Origin of the sequence: Photorhabdus hindustanensis (assembly GCF_002968995.1) — a bacterium.
Classification (GTDB): Bacteria; Pseudomonadota; Gammaproteobacteria; order Enterobacterales; family Enterobacteriaceae; genus Photorhabdus; species Photorhabdus akhurstii.
Window position 1 is genome coordinate 53,786 of sequence record NZ_PUWT01000038.1, and the last position, 15,184, is coordinate 68,969.

The following is a 15,184-nucleotide window of genomic DNA, read 5'->3' on the forward strand; positions in this document are numbered from 1 at the left end:
CCTTATTGTTGTACAAAATATAAATGGCTGGATAACCCAAGATTTGTATCTGTCGGGTATTCCGCACTGTCTGCATCACTGGCAATAACTAACATGCCGTTGATCCCCAAATAAGGATATTGTTCTAATAAGTTAATACCAGGTATTAACGGCGCACCCACCAGCAAATCAACCCCTGCATTATTTTGAATATCCATAATCCAGCCAGCAGCATCACGGTAAATCAGACGCATTTTCACATTCTGATTACCCAGCTTTATTGCAAACATTTGATTGCTCGCTGTAAGCGGAATTTCTGAGACTTGCATCAGCCACCCCCTACATAGCTTTTAAACGCACCAATAAAAGCGCCTTTTGCCTGTGACAAAATAGACTCGTTAACGGGTTGCGTGGCCTTAGTACCTGAATTCTCCACGGCTGACGTACTCACCCCGGTTTTCATTGATTCCTTTTCTGCCACTTGTACAACCTGTGTAGATGAAATAATCACTTCACGTAATGTCAACGTACATAACAGCACGTTTTCACTATGCCGGTCAGTAGTCACTTCAATCGCTTTGATCAGCATGTTTTCATAAGTGCGCTTGCCGGTAATAACATTAAAGGGTTCTCGTAACTCCTGGAGATCAAGAATTTTCTGATAGGTCTCTTTCGGGCTTAAGCCCATGCTCAAGCCAATCTTTGACGTATCGACAAAATCAAGCAATGACCCCCCACCCGCAAAGCCTAATTCCATTGTGATTTCTGATGGTTTTTTGTAGGCATGGTCACTCACCGCAGCCCCGATTTCTACCGGATGTTCGGTAATTTCCAGTGCGTCTGTGTGCTTTTCAGCAATAACGACGCTCGGCACAAGCAACATGCTTTCAGTGCCAAACGACCGGGTTTGTTGCTGAAAAATCGCTGATAAGATATCCATTAGCTCACCTGTTGTATCAGACGGGCATTCACCCCATTTTGCCGACTCGCGATTTCATTCGCCGTCGCTTTCGCATCGGTTGCCCCATGAACAGTAATGTTGGTCGTTTGCTGAACGCTGCCACTGCCTGCAAAGGCGGCTTTATTGATGAGCTCGCTGTTGTAGGGATTGCGACCGTTTTCACGATGGATGATGCCGTTCATCATCGCTGTCAGCATTTGCGGGTCCTGTAAATTTAACTGGGCGTTCGGATCAACACCGAGCCACTTTGCGAGGAACGCAATGTAGCCTTCGGTATCATTTTCTTCGGGTGGCGCATATTTCGTGATAATGTCACGGACTGTTGTGAGTCCACGCTTAGCGTACAACGTTAACTGTCGTGAGAGCGCTCGCAAACCATCAAATGCCGTTTCAAATCGGGCAAAACGCCCCTCTCCGTTTTCCCTTGTTGCGCCTCGTTGTCCCGCAAAATTCAAGTTACCGGGATTGTTGTTACGTAATCCTCTTTCATCATATTCGGGTGAGGGAGGTGGCATAGGCGCACCGGGCATGCCGGGGATATCTGCGGTTATTGGATTAGGTAAACCGCCTTGGTGCTTGCTCGCCCAGTCATTATTTATACCCAGCCATTGACCAAAATCGCCAATCCCTCTTTTAATTTGTCGGGTGTTGTAGTCCCACGATGACGCTGCACTTTGTTTGATGTTGTCCCAGTCACTGTATAAGTATCCACCGTATGCCACCAGCCCCAAGAGTGGAGCGAGGCGAGCTAGCAAGGGGGTTAATGCCGCCGACACTTTCGCGAATCCCGCCAGCATCTTTACGGCCCACGTTGTCGCAACGATGCCACCGAGTATCAGAAAAGCATTTTTCCAGCCGCCGATGCCGTCAATGCCTTTCTTAATCCACTTCCCTATTGTTTTGAACGCATTAACCGCGCGGTCGATATCTTTTTCCCATTTGCTCCAGTCGATTAGACTCTTACCCCCTTCTTTCCATGTTTTATAGTCGTCATAGAGGAGAAGAAGCGCACCGATTAACACGGTGATCATGCCAATGGGCGACATTAAAAACGCACTGTTCAGAAGACGCCACGCGACAACAATCGCACCGAACATGGCAATCAGCATCTTGCTGCTTTCATCCAGTCCTTTCCACCAGCCGATAATTTCCCCGACGCCCTGTACGACTCGATAAACCATCCTGCTAAAGACATCAGCAAACCATAAGATGCCTTTGATGATCTTTGTGAGTGTGGCTTCAATTTTTGGGAAGTTATCGAGTATCTTCTGACGTAACGAGTCGAAGGAACTCGCTAAACCGTTGGCGAGATTTGAACCAATCTTATCCCGTAAGATACCCAATAACGCGTTAAAGCCATGTAGCGCGGTAGTGAATTTATTGGCTTGCTGCGCGGCTTTATCGGCATTGAACCCGGTTTTCTGCAACATCATCTGATAATCGGCAGTGAAACCGGCTAAGCCACGGCGCATAGCCATTAAGGTATTTTCATCAATACCGAGCATCTGGGCATACTGATTAGCCCGGTAGTAAGGCATACTACTCAGTTTCTGGCCGACACCCGCCAGTATGCTCGCAGCATCACGCATCTGACCGGATGAGTCGCGAGTCTGAACACCAAGGCGATTAAGCCAGCCCTCCGCGCCGGGATTATTACGCATAAACCGCGCCATGTTTTCAAGCGCACCTTGCGCGGCTTCTGCGCTGCCCCCCATTTGTGCGACGGCGTAACCGAGCGCTTTAATACCCGCAACGGTGGCCCCGGTACGCTGTGACTGCCAGTAGAGTTTATCCAAGCCCTCAGCAATTTTAGTGGTAAAACCGACAATGGTGAGTGCGGCCCCTTCAACGGCTGCGCCGACTTTTAGCACGTTAGCAGTGACACCTTTTAATACGGCATCAAATTTACCCCGGCCTTTTTCGTCTACATCAAACCCGAGACTGATAAGGAAGTCTTTAATTGTGTCAACGTTACCGCTCATTTGCGTCTCTCCAGCGTGCTATACGGGCCTCATTATCGGCTTTTAAATCCAACCAGTCGTTCATACGGGCGATATCCGCCAGGTCAACAGCACCGCTTAAGAGATCGGGGTATTTGATATAGCCGGCGTCAACGGGGCGCATCAGATAATCTTCCCCGTCAGGCAGGCAATCGAGGACTAAGCCGCTGGCGGGAACGGCGTCTCGTTGTCGGGGAGTGCGTGCAAAAAATTTCCCAGTGAATCCCCGATTACTCTCGCGACTAGCTGCAATAGTGTTGGCAAATCAATGTCATCGAAATGCAATACCCCTTGTGAAAAAACGGGCGTCCATCCTTTGCCGTGCTGACGCGAGACAACTGATAAGCAGGGGTAAAGAATCGCATTGCAATCTTCGTCGCTTAAGTCAGAGACGGCTTGGGCGATTTTAGGCAGCGCCTTCTCTAAAGCGCCCTCCATGTTTCTATCTTGTGCCATCGCCTGCACGGCACGAATATCAGACACTAACCCGGCCAGAACGGGCAGCAACTTACGGGATACTTTGAGTTGATCAAACACGCTCAGTTTTGCCGTGCGATACTGAATATTATTGATTTCAAATTCCATCGTTAAAACTCCCCTAGAACTTGGTCTATCTTGATGCAGTCAAACACCCACGCAACCGTGCCGCCATCTTTGGCGTTGGTGTAATCCGGTTGCTTCTGAAAGGCACAACCCCGCGCAGTGGTAATTTCACCCGACACATGGTTGCGGATCACAATCACATTGTTTCCCCATGTACTGGATGACAGTGATTGCGCGTTGTAAGCGAGTGACAGTTTCTTATTCGTCGGTGAGGTTTTCAGCAAGTTCACTGTGATAGAGCCGGATTTGCCTGCATGTAACGAGTGCATCCCTTCACCATCGGCACCGATAGTCATCGTGTTCTTGGCTTCGGTCATCGTGATTGTGAGTCCTTCTTCGGATGTCGCCGAACCGTAACCCATATCAATAACCCCGGTCGGGCCGGTTAGGGATGCTGAAACATCCATAAATGAATATGTAGCCATAAGCCCTTACCTATTTACATTAATAATGACATCAGCATAGTGGACAGCACCAGCCAGTTTGATAGCGCACTGAATAACCGGCGCTTTGCGGGCTTCCCGGTCAGCCTGTGCCTGTGTCGCAATGGCCGGGGCATAGACGTAATACCCTTTAGTCAGCGTGTCACCAGGCTGAATTTGTCCAATCTGTCCACCGTTCCAGACACCGGGGGCCACCAGCCCGTTAGTAACAGCCTGATCAAGTGACTGCTCAACATTGGTGAGTAAGCGCGTCACACCGGCATCGGTCTGCGGGATCTTGCCAGTGCTGGTGTAAAGCAGGTTATAAAGGTTGTTCTGAACGTAGTTCTGTAACCAGTCCAGACCGTGGCGCTCATCAATGAAATCCCCGTTCGCCATCACCCCTTCTTGAATAATGGCCGTGTCGTTGTTGTATTTAACAAACACGTTGCCGTTTTTCTTCTTCAAGGCGTTAGCCTGGGTTGTTGTGAGGCGTTCAGCGGTTACAGCCGGTTCCTGTTTGAATTTCAGGGTTATAGTGGTGTTATTACCGTTGAAATTGACCGTAAACATCCGCCCAAACAGCGAAGCCACGGTATAGGGTTTACCGGTTGAATATTGCCAGAGCGTGCGCTGATAGTTGCCCGCTTTCAGTCTTGAGCCAATATCGGTATCAACATCAGTATCCGATGCATCTGTTTTCTGCACTGTATGTCCGTAGATACGGGATACCGATGCGGATTCGATGTAGTCGGCAACAGAGAGAACGTCATCATCCGTCAGCGAGTCATCAGCGATAACCAACCCATACCAGCCACTAGACACCGATCCCAGTGTCGCCACTGCCTCGGCAATGGTTTCTGCTTTGGCGGGTTCGATAGCCATAGCGCCCGATCCCTGATTCAGTTTTAACAGGTTGCCAATATACGTTCCTGTCGTTGCTGATGAGACATAACCCACTGTGCCCGATGCTTGCAATGAAATGACGAAACGGGATGTATCCCAAGTCACTACGCAATCTTTCAGCTTTTCCGCTACCCGTTGGGCCACACCATTCAGATTCGTCTCTTTACTGAAATCGATGCCGCTATACACCGCTTCTTTGCCGTTAATCGTTAACTTGAAAGAACCATCCGTGATAGCCGTAAAGTTGCTGATAGCTTGTTGTTGCTTCGTCAGTATCGCGCCCCTTAAGGCGGCAAACGATTGATCTTTCACCCACCGACCAATATATAAATCAACCGGGCGTGGCGACTGGGAATAATAAAGCGCCGCGGCCTGATACTCTGGTGAAGTCAGTCCAAAATCAGCGCCGACACCATCGATATCAGAATACAGGCGTAACCGCTCATGGGTATCAATCACATTGCTTGCGCCCACAATCAGTAGTGAGCCGAAGTTCCGGGATTGCGCGGCACGCGGGGCCATGTTTATCGTCACATTGACGATATTTGAAACAGGTAATCCCTGCATAATTTAATCTCCAAAGAATTTGACAGGCGCGTCCACCAGCGATTTAACACCGTATTCACGCTCGACTTTTCGCCGCAAGGTGACTGTCATGTCATAACGACGCACCCACTGGTTATTAATAAGTTCGGGCGCTGAAAAAATACGGCCGTAGTTACTGAGCGAAAGACCGACCTGATTTAACTCGGCATTGTTCTGACTGAGCGTGATCCCGTCACGAAATTGCGTGCAATGATGTTGACCGGCAGGGCCATAAAATGAGATAAGACATTCGATTTTCTCATGTCGCCATAATTCGGTACTTTCATCAGTTTGATTAACGAAAGCGGGCGTATCATCTGAAACTATCGATGAAATCCCGAACGCACACCAGTTAGTATCGTGACTAGGAAAAACTCGCGTTTCATCATTAGGTTGCCATTTTGGGAACATCATTTTCCCCGTCAAGCCACTTACTGAACTTATCCAGCGTGACAGCTTTCTTTCAACTTCACGATCATAGTCCGGGGCTGACACCGGTGTGAGCCAGCCGGGTTGGGTGCTGTCACTCAACGGGTGTTCCTCCATCAAAGGGCAATAGCTCACAATGTGCTTGAACAAAACCGGCGCCATAAGCCGTATACGGATCAACAGATTTAACTAAGTAATCCCGGTTCTGATACGTCACAACATCGCCCGTTTTATCGGTTTCCCCAGATATCAGCCGTTCTGTTGTGATAATCAAAATATTACCGCTGACGACTTGCCCGGCTATTCTCATCTGGGCTTCAAGAGAGCTATCAACGGTCACCACTCCGGCAAAACCTTTTGTGGTTTTTTCCGAAGTCGCAAACCCATCATCATCGACAATGACTTTGCGCCGGGTATATTTCAGTGTCGTATCGCAGAAGTCGGGATCAAATAAAACCTCAGTGACATCAAGAAACGGCATTTTTATTCCTCACAACATAGTTGATAGAGCGCAGCAAGTAGCCGTGAGCGTAAAGCGGTTTGTCGCCCGGTATCCCTTGCCTGCGCCGAGCCTCTTTCGTTGCGTCAGCAATTGGCGTCAGTCGATCGCCGTCACCAATGACCTTCTTTGCGCCATCACGCGCGATTTGACCTGCCCGTTCCAGTTCACGAATGGCGGCATCTTGCTTTCCTTCCAGTGCAAACTCTGCCGCCGCTTTTAAATACAAGGCTGTGCGGTCCTTGGTGTCATCAATACCGATCTCAAGGAAAGGTCGGGGGTGGAGAGTGACAGTTTCGCCATCCAGTTCCACTGTTGCCCCGGTAGATTGCAGATAGCCGATTTCTGCGTTGTTCAGCGCTTCCCCTTCTTCACGCGTAGCATTTTCAGCCGGGATACCCACCAGCACATCCATACCTGACAGCTTTTTGAGGGATTCCAGTATTGCAGCCGCATTGTCAGCTTTGATTGTCAGACCGCTTTTCATAACAGTTGCCTCCCGCCCGCGCCAAACATGGACCACCACCAGAAGAACTCGCGTCCATAGGCGGTGTTATTCCAAAAGCCAGCATCGGGGTTGATAATCCCTGACGTGTCGTAACTCATTGAAACTTTGTCTACGGATTTCGACGTCAATACGCCGCCACCCGCAGTATTTACTTTGCCGCTGATAGAGGTACCCGCAATAGTCTTTCCCCTCAACTCGACGTAATGCGCAGTGAAGAGTTCAGCCAGATAGACGAACTGATCACCGTGTACGTTTTGGTCAAGCAGATTATCTGCCTGGCTGAGATAGAAATTGATTGCTGCGTTGGGGTAGAAAGTTTCATCGGAAAATTCTGGGAAGTCTGTACGGAATTGATCAACTGTCGGAAGAAGACTGTTTTTTGCCATTGCCAGCCCTCTCCTTTTTGTCGTCATGCTCCTCAACAGGATTGTCTAACGCCTGAGCATAAAAAGGAAAGGCCCAATGTCCTGCGACATCATCCGTATATTCGTGGATACCGGGATCAAGCGTGACGGCGCGTCCATCCTCAAAACACAAGATGGCTTTACATGAAACGAGATATTTCATTTTCATCACCCTTTATCACTGAACAGGAACATCCAAGTAAGCAATGGTATTCGCATACGGCGTTTCAACTTGCCCCAAACGACCATAATAAGTTGTCAGTTGCCACAAGCCGCGATATTCCAGCGGTGTATTCAACAGGGGTACCAGCGGGAAGCGGATATATTGCTCTTCTTGTGTATAGGCGATCATCCTGTGCGCACCCCGCGCACCGCGCTTAGAGGCCCATTTCATTGAAACAATCTCTAGTGGCTCACCGTTCTCTTGGAATGTGATACAGTTGATCTTCACATATTCCAATACGGAAATATTCCCGGCAGAGGATACTTTCTTGCTCGACAACAACCCGAATAACTCAGGTGCCAGACCAACTTTACCCGGACAAATCGCGTAGCCAGAAGATATCCACGCGTCAGTAAGAAGGATATTAAAGTCCTGAACGATAACGTCCGGGTCTGTCGCAGCCGTCCACGGAGCCGCTGCTGCACGCGGGATAACTTGCGGGATATTTAATAACCCGCACATCCCTTTTTCCGTATCTCCAATGTAGACCTGCTCATCAACGTCCATGTTGTATTTCAGCTTCATCGCGTCATACTTCTGGCTGTCAATAGGGCGCCCGACTTGCATAGCCGAAGCTAACTCGGTTACAGTATAGCCAACTTCCATTCCCCATAGCTCCAATGCTTGAGCTGTACGTTCAATATTGAGGCTTGGCCCAGCATTAGCCGTTGAGGTTTTGCTGACCCAGTTCTTGCCATTAGGGTTTGAACCACCAGCCGCCGCAAGTGAGGTATTGGTGTATGAAGACACTTCATCAGCAATAGAAACGTCAGTACGAAGCGGCATGTCACGCGACCACTTGACTGACACAAGCGGCATGTTCAGCGTCTGGTCCCTGCGTTCCAGCTCACCGATAAGAAACGCGCCAGTTGAATCCACTGTTGCTCTGTCAATAGTAAACATTCATCATTCCTTAAATGTTGTATGCGATTTCAATGTTGCCGTTAGCGTCGCCCGGCCCCATCACTTCGGCACCCGGCAACGCCGGTGTATTTTTCGCTGTGGCATCTGGTGTCAGCACAAATGACCCTAGCGGGCTATCGGCTGTAGCCCCGGCGACGCGCACATAAACCGGATTACCTTTACCGGCTGTTGCAGCGGATGCCCCCACCGATACGCAGATATAACCCCGCTTCAGATTGTCAGCAGCGGACCCGACTTTAATCCCGAGATAAGCCAGATCTGTTTGCGACTGGATAGGATAGGGGCGAACGAGAATACCTTTCACTTTGTCCACGGTATCGCCGTCCTCAAGCGGGACAAATTTTCCGTTCGAATATTTCCCCACCAGCCCATACCCGCTAAAAATTTTCTTGGGATCGAAGGTTTCAGGCTGAATAGTCAGGTCACGGGGACGAGTTACAGAACCCGGAATGCCCAGCGGCATCCGGTCAAGATAAGAAATTCCACCCATTGTATTTACCTTATTTGTTACGTTTCCAGATGTTGGCGTACAACTCATTCAGTTGTGCCGGTGTAGAGTGCTTTGATCCCACTGCCGAACTAGCAGCATCAACAGTTTGAAAAGCGGTGGGATTGAGTCGGTTCTTTTGCCGGTTAATTTCTACTGCGGCGTTAAATACAGCATCAACAGTTGCCTTTGGGGTCTTGGAAAAATCACTGATGCCGAATGATTTCAGGCTATCGCCAGTACGCATGGCATGATTCAGCACTTGTCTTTTGAGGGACTTATCCCCTGTAGGCTTGAATCCCGGACAAATAATCTCCGCGTCAGCGATAATATTGCGGCGATAGGCAGCATCACCTGTTACTTTAGCGTCTTCCTCTTCGTCATCAGGGTTACTGTCCGCAGTTTTTCCTTCCAGCGTATCTAAACGCGTTGATATCGAATCCATGAATTTTTTTCGCCCACTCTGGTACATCGTTATCCTCTGTCTTTTTTTCAGGGTTGTCGGGCGTGTCATCAACCGTAGTACGCTCCGCAGGCGGTAATGCTGTTGCCTGAGAGGGTACATTGATGTTGATTGTCGCGCCCGGAATAGAGGTCATTCCGTCAGAGGGAAGTTCCGGCGCTTCATCGATGAGTTTATCTAACGCGTCGACATCTTTCGTTTTAACGGCTTTCGCCAAATTTTTAAGCCATGACATAACCGGCTTCTCCTTCTTGAATTTGAATGGGGCTGAATCCCCGATGGCACAGCGACCACCAGCCCGGCCTTTTTTGACAATGGCGAGATGGTTTCCTGTAATCTGATATTGTTTGCCCTTACCGGGCGCTATCTGCTTGTATTGCGCGTCGTAGCCGCAACTGACATCTGTCATCCCCGCGTTTATTGCATCGATGGCTTCTTGACGCTTAACAAGCACGTCAGCGATCAGCAAATCCGACTTATCGCCGGTACCACGACGCACGTTTTGGATATGTCCGTAAGCCAGTTCAGAAAAGTTTAAGGGATTGACAAAAACAATATCCCCGTTCTCGTCTTCGGGATGGTCCAATGTGACTACCACACCCTCGAATGAAGCCATTGTTTCATCTGAAAAAACCTCATCTTCGGTGCGATAAACCGTCACCAAGCCGCTAACATCGGGCTTGAGGTCTATTTCTTCGGGCAGGTAAGTTTGAGTGCCCGTACGAGCTATCGGTACATCCTTGCACAGCAAAGAGCCATCTGCTTGTAGATAGCGCGTTTCTCCAAGCTTCGTCGTAAAAAAATATTTCATGAGTTACCTGCTAATTTCAGGCATTAAAAAACTCAGCGCTGAGGCTGAGTTGAGTTGATGTAATTGATGGTGGTGCCGCACGGGAATCGAACCCGTACAGTAGGCCGCATAGCATTTAACGTTTATGACCCGAAGGCTGCTAACCCTGTCCCGAGACTACCATTATCCTAACGGCACCCTGATTTTAATTCTAACTCCTTGGCGGTGGAATGTGAACTTCCGGCCAGCATTTGCAATTGGGTAGACATCCCGCATGGCCGGTCATTCCGTCAAGCGTGGGGGGATCTTCCCAGCGCACGAATTTATCTTTCATCTTCTTATGTGATGGTCGCGTTCCTGCACCTTCGATACGCCACCAGTAACCCTCAGAACCTACAGACAGTGCTCGGGCTTGCGTAAGGGCCGTTGTCGCTCTGCCAATCTCAGTACGCGCTATCATTCGCGCACGGCCAGCAGCAACATTCCCTGATTCCATAATCATTTGATAAAGCTCATCTGGCCGTTCGCCATTGATAACCGCCTGTATTGCTCTATCCTGAATCTCTTTAACACGTTCGGCGGCTTCGAGCGGTAGTGATTTCATCAGTTGGATTTGCCGATACACGATATCTTGAGTGACCTGACCTATCGGGGTATTTCCAACCACATTACGCAAACCCTCTGAAATCTCTTGCGACACAGAACGCCACTGACGCCACTCTTCACCTTCAACCTGCATGAACATTTTATGCGCGACGGAAGTAATCCAATCGTCAAGAACATGCGAGTAGTCGATAAGATGACCAGAGACGGCATCCGCGCTAGCTTGCGAACCATCGTAAGAGCCAGTGATGATCTGATTTATTTGGCTGACTATCGCCTGTAGGCTTTTGTTGTACTGAATTTCCGAACGTCGGCGGAGGGCTGGTCTCAGATTCAGACTCCTCCCAGAGCGCTTTTGCGCTTTCAATGTCTTCATCTGTGATTGAACCCCCAATACCGATGATGTCAGCCATGTTACGTAAATCTGTCATAGCTGCATGGATTGGCAGAATTTGACGATCTACTAATGTACCGATAGCGGAAGCAACATTGTTTGCCATCGTTGCTCTGTCTGTGTCTGACATTTCCCATAATTTATTGAATTCGAAAGTGAAATCGCTAGGAAGTGGCTCGCCGAATAGTGATCGATGCGAGATATCAAGCAACCATCTCAACGGCCTGCGGAGACGTCTTTCTTGAAGCGTGTTAACCCGGCTGTAATAGTTTTCTAAGTCACCGTCGCCCGTACTGAAACCAGACGGCGATTGACCAAATAAGCGAACTAATGGGATACCCGTCGCCCCAGACACTTGTTCGGCGAACCGTAGGATAACATCAGCAATACCGGCAAACGAGTAGCTATGCGTCTGGAAAGTGTCCGACGCGTCCATCATCGTCATACCCTCTATAGTCTGAAACTCGCGGATCATGTCCATGTGCTTCATCAGTGCGGCATATACGGGACTTCCTTCGCCTGTAGCTAATATTTTCCTTAAACCATCAATGCTATACGTCCGCAAGTGCGCTTTGTGAATGAGTTGAGTCGTACCTACCGTTGCAGTATCGAACGCTTGAACTCGCTCAAAAATGCGCTCTACCACTGACATCCCCCAGCCGTTCTCGGTCAAAGCTTGCTGAAATGGCAACGTGTCGCCTTCCATTCGAATGACACGGGAATGGTGAATCTTCCAGGGTGGAATTCCCTGTTGATTAATTACCACATTATAGAACTTAGGTTTTCCGAAGTGTGGGCCGTACTCTTTTACCAAGTCACTGTCTGTCGGTTTGACCATCCACCGGTCAAGACACAGTGTGCCCTTGAACTGCCCCTCACCAATCGTCTCAAGGTTGAGAGGCGTTGACGGGTCTTGTCCGTCAATCAACACCACAAGCAGTGCACCACCGTACAAACGAGACCATTTCAACGTGTTATTGAGTTCGTCCCAAATCCCGATATCTTCCCAAAACGTCTCCAGTTTTCCTTTTGCATCTGGCTTCATCCTTGAACTAATTGATATGCCTTTACGTGTCATATCATCAGCCATCGCATCCACGCCCGCGCCAATCAAGAAGGAACTGCGATAGCCAAACTCAATTTGAACTCGGTTGCGCGAGATGTAGCCAGGTATGTAGGTACCACCGGTTTGAATGTTCGATGTATAGCTACCCAGTTTTGCAGTAAAGTTGTTGTACCCATCAGCAGTCCTAACGGGCTTTTTTGCACCGCTTCGGCGGTTTTTACGGGTCATAGCTTCCTCACTGAAATTTGTTAAAATTCGGCTCTATTTAACATAATGGCTCTTAAGCGAACTGAGGGTTTGAGGTTCACTTAAATTTGTCGCCAAAACGGATAAAACCCTCAATCTTTGTTGTCAAATCAGGCACTTTTATTTGTTACTAAATTGTTAATAAAAACACAAAAATCATTTCGGAGTGATTTTGATATGAAACCGTTATTTTCTAGTGTTATCGTCCTAAAACTTCCCACACACCTAAATCACCAGATTTCATATCGGAAATGGCATCCATCATCGGATCTAACTGGTCATCATGCGTGTTGAAATCGGGAGTGATAGATTCCATCTCAGCGAGAAAATCATTTATCCACTCAGCCTCCGCGGGTAAATAAACGTAACCCGATTCGATATAGCCTTGAACATCCATCAACCGTGTGAATTTGTCCTTATCTCGCTGAATGGGTATGACAGGGCATAGGGCCTCTGTCTGGATTTCCTGAATCAGCCCGGTGCCAGAGGCTTTATCTTCTATCTTCATCGAAATCAAAGAACCGCAATCTTTTCTCGCCTTACATTTTGTCCAAAAAGCGACTGCACGACGCTTAAGCTCTTTCGATTCCCACTTACCACGGATCATGTCAATCAGGTACATCTTGCCGTCTTCACCCAAGCCCCACAGCTCAAAAACGGAGAAATCATTGGCTTCTTTGATTTTTTGTGCTGTATCGCCATAAACTGTGCTCCAGCTTATCGGCGGTAAGACAGTATACTCTTTAAACCACTCTGATTTGATTAAGCCGCCGCCTTTTGCCGTTGGACGTTGCTGATACAAAGCATTCCAGACAAGCGAGCCACGCTGTTTACATTTATCGACGAAATCCTGTGGCATACGTTCAGGGAACAGGATTTCACCCGGCTTCCTCAAGCGGTACGTTTTGCCGTTCAGGACGTGGATCTCTTCCTTCTCTGCTTCCATTGGAAAGCTGACCACACGCCACTTTTCGCCGCCTTCCTCTGCCAGTTTAAGAAGTTGCCCTGCTAAGTCATTCTGATGCCAGCGTGTAAGAATAATCACGATGCCATTTAATTTCGGATCTGCTCGGGTAAAGAACGTTGTGTCATACCAGTCCATGACCGCTTCTTGATAAACGGGTGATGAAGCTGTTTTGTAGTCCTTTGCCGGGTCATCAATGATACCGATATTCATCCCTTGCCCGGTGATACCACCATTTACACCCGCAGCACGATAAGAGCCGCCGTGCAATTGACCTTTAGCGTCAAGTACTTCCCATAATTCCGCAGTACGAATTGCCCCGCCCGCCAGTGTTCTGATGTTCGTTCCATTGAGCCGCGTGTTCGGAAATACATCTTGATATTTTTCTGTATCGATAATGCGCTGCGTGTCGCGTGACATGCGATTAGCCAGATCAGAAGAGTATGAACACGAAATAATGTGCCAGTTCGGATGCTTACCTAATCCGTAAGCCGGAAGCCGACGAGATGCCAATTCGCTCTTCCCCGAACGCGGGGGCGCAAATATCATCAGTCTCGGCATCTTGCCGTTCTCGACATCACTCAGAAACTGATCGAGTTCTAAACAAAGTAACTCATTAAACCAGCCTGTTTCGTACTGAGCATTTGTATAGAGCGTGAAATCCATCAGAGATGATCGGGCTTTCTCTATAGCCCTTCGTCGATAAGCTTCAAGAGTCTGTAAGTTTCTCATTGAGCTTGTTTGAGCGGCGGCCATATCCGAACTCCTTTAGCCTTTCATCAAGTTGCTCATCGGTTAAGTCAATTTGTATCGGACCGCCACCAGCACCCGTAATTTCCGTTTTCTTCGGCGCTTCCCAACCCATCAGTTCAGACAACTGTTTAATGGCTGCCTTGGGATCATGAAGCTTTAACTTGATGCCGTCTTTACCCGCCGTCAGTTCTGAGATTGCGCTGAGATACATTGGGTCTTGTAGGGCTGAGTCTTTGAATTGCCATGAAGCTTGAAAGACTGGTTTACCTTCTTCATCCTCGCCTATCTGACTGTTACGGAATTCAGCAATATCGTATATAGAGACTCGGCCCATTGCTGACAGTCGTTCCAAGGCTTCCTGACGGCTCATAACGGCATCAGAAACGGCTTCTTTGTTCATTGCGTCGAGAAAGGCTTTGACCTTATCAAAACTCATCATTCTACTTGCTTGGGTATGCGCTGATTCTCCTTTAGCCTTTCCCCCTGACAGCCTGTAAGCATCTGTTAAGTTCTTACCCTTAAGAATGTGAGTGACAAATTTCTGCTGTAATGGAGTTAAGGCATCGAAAAGAATCTTCTGCTCATCTGTGAGCGTGACTTTCTTTTGTGCCATCTCTTTCCCTTAAATAAAAAAGGCCGCTTAGCGACCATGTTGAACTCTTTCCATCTTGGAAACAGTTGTAATCAGAACTTTCTACTTTTCAGTCTGATAAATCCCCGGCATTTTAAATACCACGCCGGATTGAATCACTACTACCGAGCACTCTATTAGCAGAATGCTCTGAATTAGTCACTCTTTAATCAGCGTGTGAAAGCTCATACTCATCAAACCAGGCATCTCTTGCACGGCCATCTGCTGCCTGATAGTGGATCAAATACTGGCTAGCACTATGAATATATTCAGCACGGGCTTTGATATGCCCTTTTTCACCGCTGATAATAACTTGTACGGCCTGACCTAATTTATATTTGAAA

The 15,184-nt window shown here is 48.3% G+C and carries 20 protein-coding genes and 1 tRNA gene; all 21 read right to left on the reverse strand.

The genetic code is table 11. From position 1 onward, the window contains the following. Positions 1-2: 2 nt before the first annotated feature. Positions 3-308: a phage baseplate plug family protein gene (locus C6H66_RS14660; protein ID WP_105395945.1), complete on the reverse strand. Its 306-nt coding sequence runs from the start codon at positions 306-308 to the stop codon at positions 3-5. Next, positions 308-919 carry a phage baseplate protein gene (locus C6H66_RS14665; RefSeq protein ID WP_105395946.1) on the reverse strand — a complete coding sequence of 204 codons (612 nt, stop codon included), beginning with the start codon at positions 917-919 and terminating at the stop codon, positions 308-310. Before C6H66_RS14665 ends, C6H66_RS14660 begins: the two co-directional genes overlap by 1 nt. Then, a complete protein-coding gene (locus tag C6H66_RS14670; protein ID WP_105395947.1) occupies positions 919-2,922 on the reverse strand; it encodes a lytic transglycosylase catalytic in 2,004 nt (667 codons plus the stop codon). Before C6H66_RS14670 ends, C6H66_RS14665 begins: the two co-directional genes overlap by 1 nt. Beyond that, on the reverse strand, positions 2,912-3,064 hold the full coding sequence (locus C6H66_RS14675) for a DUF6889 family protein (protein WP_105395948.1): 153 nt from the start codon (positions 3,062-3,064) through the stop codon (positions 2,912-2,914). The genes C6H66_RS14670 and C6H66_RS14675 overlap by 11 nt, the downstream gene beginning before the upstream one ends. 35 nt (positions 3,065-3,099) lie before the next feature. Further along, positions 3,100-3,525, reverse strand: a complete 426-nt coding sequence (locus C6H66_RS14680; RefSeq protein ID WP_105395949.1) for a phage tail assembly chaperone — start codon at positions 3,523-3,525, stop codon at positions 3,100-3,102. 2 nt (positions 3,526-3,527) lie between these two features. Continuing rightward, entirely contained in the window at positions 3,528-3,968 is a 441-nt protein-coding gene (locus C6H66_RS14685; RefSeq protein ID WP_105395950.1) for a phage structural protein, read from the reverse strand. A 6-nt stretch (positions 3,969-3,974) separates the two neighbouring features. Next, entirely contained in the window at positions 3,975-5,438 is a 1,464-nt protein-coding gene (locus C6H66_RS14690) for a DUF3383 domain-containing protein (protein WP_181150211.1), read from the reverse strand. 3 nt (positions 5,439-5,441) lie between these two features. Continuing rightward, on the reverse strand, positions 5,442-6,002 hold the full coding sequence (locus C6H66_RS14695) for a phage neck terminator protein (RefSeq protein WP_105395952.1): 561 nt from the start codon (positions 6,000-6,002) through the stop codon (positions 5,442-5,444). Continuing rightward, complete coding sequence (locus tag C6H66_RS14700) at positions 5,980-6,366, reverse strand: head-tail adaptor (protein ID WP_105395953.1); 387 nt, start codon at positions 6,364-6,366, stop codon at positions 5,980-5,982. Before C6H66_RS14700 ends, C6H66_RS14695 begins: the two co-directional genes overlap by 23 nt. Further along, positions 6,353-6,871: a hypothetical protein gene (locus C6H66_RS14705; protein WP_105395954.1), complete on the reverse strand. Its 519-nt coding sequence runs from the start codon at positions 6,869-6,871 to the stop codon at positions 6,353-6,355. Before C6H66_RS14705 ends, C6H66_RS14700 begins: the two co-directional genes overlap by 14 nt. After that, positions 6,868-7,278: a DUF4054 domain-containing protein gene (locus C6H66_RS14710; protein WP_105395955.1), complete on the reverse strand. Its 411-nt coding sequence runs from the start codon at positions 7,276-7,278 to the stop codon at positions 6,868-6,870. The genes C6H66_RS14705 and C6H66_RS14710 overlap by 4 nt, the downstream gene beginning before the upstream one ends. Next, positions 7,247-7,459 carry an STY1053 family phage-associated protein gene (locus tag C6H66_RS14715; RefSeq protein ID WP_105395956.1) on the reverse strand — a complete coding sequence of 71 codons (213 nt, stop codon included), beginning with the start codon at positions 7,457-7,459 and terminating at the stop codon, positions 7,247-7,249. The genes C6H66_RS14710 and C6H66_RS14715 overlap by 32 nt, the downstream gene beginning before the upstream one ends. A gap of 15 nt (positions 7,460-7,474) precedes the next feature. Then, positions 7,475-8,422 carry a DUF2184 domain-containing protein gene (locus C6H66_RS14720; RefSeq protein ID WP_105395957.1) on the reverse strand — a complete coding sequence of 316 codons (948 nt, stop codon included), beginning with the start codon at positions 8,420-8,422 and terminating at the stop codon, positions 7,475-7,477. Between the two features lie 10 nt (positions 8,423-8,432). Beyond that, positions 8,433-8,981 carry a structural cement protein Gp24 gene (locus tag C6H66_RS27670; protein WP_422615614.1) on the reverse strand — a complete coding sequence of 183 codons (549 nt, stop codon included), beginning with the start codon at positions 8,979-8,981 and terminating at the stop codon, positions 8,433-8,435. Continuing rightward, entirely contained in the window at positions 8,944-9,375 is a 432-nt protein-coding gene (locus C6H66_RS26830; RefSeq protein WP_248000682.1) for a hypothetical protein, read from the reverse strand. The genes C6H66_RS27670 and C6H66_RS26830 overlap by 38 nt, the downstream gene beginning before the upstream one ends. Continuing rightward, positions 9,320-10,204 (reverse strand): DUF2213 domain-containing protein, encoded by an 885-nt coding sequence (locus tag C6H66_RS14730; protein ID WP_248000683.1) that lies wholly within the window; start codon positions 10,202-10,204, stop codon positions 9,320-9,322. Before C6H66_RS14730 ends, C6H66_RS26830 begins: the two co-directional genes overlap by 56 nt. Before the next feature lie 67 nt (positions 10,205-10,271). After that, a tRNA-OTHER gene (locus C6H66_RS26005) sits at positions 10,272-10,382 on the reverse strand. Positions 10,383-10,394: 12 nt separating this feature from the next. Continuing rightward, on the reverse strand, positions 10,395-10,928 hold the full coding sequence (locus tag C6H66_RS14735; protein ID WP_181150212.1) for a phage head morphogenesis protein: 534 nt from the start codon (positions 10,926-10,928) through the stop codon (positions 10,395-10,397). A gap of 76 nt (positions 10,929-11,004) precedes the next feature. Continuing rightward, positions 11,005-12,474 carry a DUF1073 domain-containing protein gene (locus C6H66_RS14740; RefSeq protein ID WP_105395959.1) on the reverse strand — a complete coding sequence of 490 codons (1,470 nt, stop codon included), beginning with the start codon at positions 12,472-12,474 and terminating at the stop codon, positions 11,005-11,007. 217 nt (positions 12,475-12,691) lie between these two features. Continuing rightward, a complete protein-coding gene (terL, locus tag C6H66_RS14745; RefSeq protein WP_105395960.1) occupies positions 12,692-14,212 on the reverse strand; it encodes a phage terminase large subunit in 1,521 nt (506 codons plus the stop codon). Further along, positions 14,166-14,822, reverse strand: a complete 657-nt coding sequence (locus C6H66_RS14750) for a terminase small subunit (RefSeq protein WP_105395961.1) — start codon at positions 14,820-14,822, stop codon at positions 14,166-14,168. The genes terL and C6H66_RS14750 overlap by 47 nt, the downstream gene beginning before the upstream one ends. Between the last annotated feature and the right edge of the window lie 362 nt (positions 14,823-15,184).

Bases quoted from the DNA above. Each gene is read 5' to 3' on its own strand.
- C6H66_RS14680 (WP_105395949.1), bottom strand. From the start codon at position 3,525: ATGGAATTTGAAATCAATAATATTCAGTATCGCACGGCAAAACTGAGC.
- terL (WP_105395960.1), bottom strand. From the start codon at position 14,212: ATGGCCGCCGCTCAAACAAGCTCAATGAGAAACTTACAGACTCTTGAA.
- C6H66_RS14715 (WP_105395956.1), bottom strand. From the start codon at position 7,459: ATGAAATATCTCGTTTCATGTAAAGCCATCTTGTGTTTTGAGGATGGA.
- C6H66_RS14675 (WP_105395948.1), bottom strand. From the start codon at position 3,064: ATGCGCCCCGTTGACGCCGGCTATATCAAATACCCCGATCTCTTAAGC.
- C6H66_RS14740 (WP_105395959.1), bottom strand. From the start codon at position 12,474: ATGACCCGTAAAAACCGCCGAAGCGGTGCAAAAAAGCCCGTTAGGACT.
- C6H66_RS14730 (WP_248000683.1), bottom strand. From the start codon at position 10,204: ATGAAATATTTTTTTACGACGAAGCTTGGAGAAACGCGCTATCTACAA.
- C6H66_RS14685 (WP_105395950.1), bottom strand. From the start codon at position 3,968: ATGGCTACATATTCATTTATGGATGTTTCAGCATCCCTAACCGGCCCG.
- C6H66_RS14720 (WP_105395957.1), bottom strand. From the start codon at position 8,422: ATGTTTACTATTGACAGAGCAACAGTGGATTCAACTGGCGCGTTTCTT.
- C6H66_RS14750 (WP_105395961.1), bottom strand. From the start codon at position 14,822: ATGGCACAAAAGAAAGTCACGCTCACAGATGAGCAGAAGATTCTTTTC.
- C6H66_RS14735 (WP_181150212.1), bottom strand. From the start codon at position 10,928: ATGTTCATGCAGGTTGAAGGTGAAGAGTGGCGTCAGTGGCGTTCTGTG.
- C6H66_RS14690 (WP_181150211.1), bottom strand. From the start codon at position 5,438: ATGCAGGGATTACCTGTTTCAAATATCGTCAATGTGACGATAAACATG.
- C6H66_RS14665 (WP_105395946.1), bottom strand. From the start codon at position 919: ATGGATATCTTATCAGCGATTTTTCAGCAACAAACCCGGTCGTTTGGC.
- C6H66_RS14670 (WP_105395947.1), bottom strand. From the start codon at position 2,922: ATGAGCGGTAACGTTGACACAATTAAAGACTTCCTTATCAGTCTCGGG.
- C6H66_RS26830 (WP_248000682.1), bottom strand. From the start codon at position 9,375: ATGGATTCGATATCAACGCGTTTAGATACGCTGGAAGGAAAAACTGCG.
- C6H66_RS14700 (WP_105395953.1), bottom strand. From the start codon at position 6,366: ATGCCGTTTCTTGATGTCACTGAGGTTTTATTTGATCCCGACTTCTGC.
- C6H66_RS14695 (WP_105395952.1), bottom strand. From the start codon at position 6,002: ATGGAGGAACACCCGTTGAGTGACAGCACCCAACCCGGCTGGCTCACA.
- C6H66_RS14710 (WP_105395955.1), bottom strand. From the start codon at position 7,278: ATGGCAAAAAACAGTCTTCTTCCGACAGTTGATCAATTCCGTACAGAC.
- C6H66_RS14660 (WP_105395945.1), bottom strand. From the start codon at position 308: ATGCAAGTCTCAGAAATTCCGCTTACAGCGAGCAATCAAATGTTTGCA.
- C6H66_RS14705 (WP_105395954.1), bottom strand. From the start codon at position 6,871: ATGAAAAGCGGTCTGACAATCAAAGCTGACAATGCGGCTGCAATACTG.
- C6H66_RS27670 (WP_422615614.1), bottom strand. From the start codon at position 8,981: ATGAGTTGTACGCCAACATCTGGAAACGTAACAAATAAGGTAAATACA.